1 protein-coding gene is annotated in these 1,241 nt (G+C 46.9%); it reads left to right on the top strand.

Annotated elements, in window-relative coordinates:
- Nucleotides 1-1,241, top strand: a 1,241-nt coding sequence (malT, locus tag AB4653_RS23870; RefSeq protein ID WP_372105486.1) for an HTH-type transcriptional regulator MalT, incomplete at both ends; no start/stop codon positions are given.

Genomic DNA, 1,241 nt, shown 5'->3' with positions numbered 1-1,241 from the left:
GGGTATGATCGAATCATTAAATCGATTCGGTTTATTCATCTACCCGCTTGAAGGCGAAAAGAACTGGTATCGTTTCCATAACCTGTTTGGTGAATTTTTGGCACATGAGCGTCAAGCTCGAATCCCTCAACAAGAAGCAGAATTGCACCGAAGTGCCGCGAAGGCGTGGATTAAACAAGACACACCACACCAAGCACTGCGCCATGCACAGCGCGCTGAAGACCCAGAGCTGATCATTCAAATACTGACAGACCACGGCTGGCCGATGTTCAACCAAGGCGAACTTTCCTCGTTAGAGATGGCGATCAAGCAACTGACTACGGATCAACTTTACAGCGACCCTAAACTGTCCATGTTACGAGCTTGGCTAGCACAAAGTCAGCACCGCTACGAACAAGTAGGGACATTATTGGAAGAGGCTGAAACACAATATCAAGCTCGAAATATTGAACTCGACACTCAACAGCAAGGGCAATACAACGCCCTACGCGCGCAAGTTGCGATCAACAGTAATGAACCTGAAAAAGCCTTGGAATTGGCAGAGCTTTCGCTAAGTCAGCTGAACACCACCGTTTATCGTAGCCGAATTGTCGCCACGTCTGTTGTTGGTGAAGTCAATCACGTAATGGGCAACTTGAGCCGTGCACTGCCAATGATGCAGCAAACAGAAAAACTTGCACGCCAGTACCAAGTTTACCACCAAGCGCTTTGGGCGATTCTACAACAGAGCGAGATCTTAATTGCACAGGGTTACGTTCAAGCGGCATTCGAGCTGCAAGACAGTGCGTTCAAATTGATCGAAGAACACCAGCTAAAATACGTGCCTCTGCATGAATTCTTACTGCGTGTTAGAGCTCAAATATTCTGGTGTTGGAACCGATTAGATGAAGCGGAAGAGTGCTGTTACAAAGGCTTGGATATCCTTGGTCACCATTCGCCAAGTAAGCACCTTCACAGCTATTCAATGCTGGCTCGTATTTCACTGAGTCGCGGTGAAATTGATAAAGCATCTAAGTTTATCGACCAAATTCAGCACCTATTGCGTCAATCGACTTACCACGTGGACTGGACGGCGAACGCTTCTCTTTCTTTGATTCTTTTTTGGCAAGTAAAAGGCAATAAAGAGGCGATACGTGATTGGTTGAATGTGGCTGTTCGACCTGAATCGGCAAGCAACCACTTCTGCCAACTGCAATGGAGAAACATCGTTCGCGCTCACATCATTCTTGAGCAGTATGAAG

This window comes from Vibrio sp. 10N.222.48.A3 (assembly GCF_041475345.1).
Lineage (GTDB): Bacteria > Pseudomonadota > Gammaproteobacteria > Enterobacterales > Vibrionaceae > Vibrio > Vibrio tasmaniensis_A.
The sequence above is the reverse complement of the archived record's forward strand: the minus strand, read 5'-3'. Positions and strand labels throughout refer to the sequence as shown.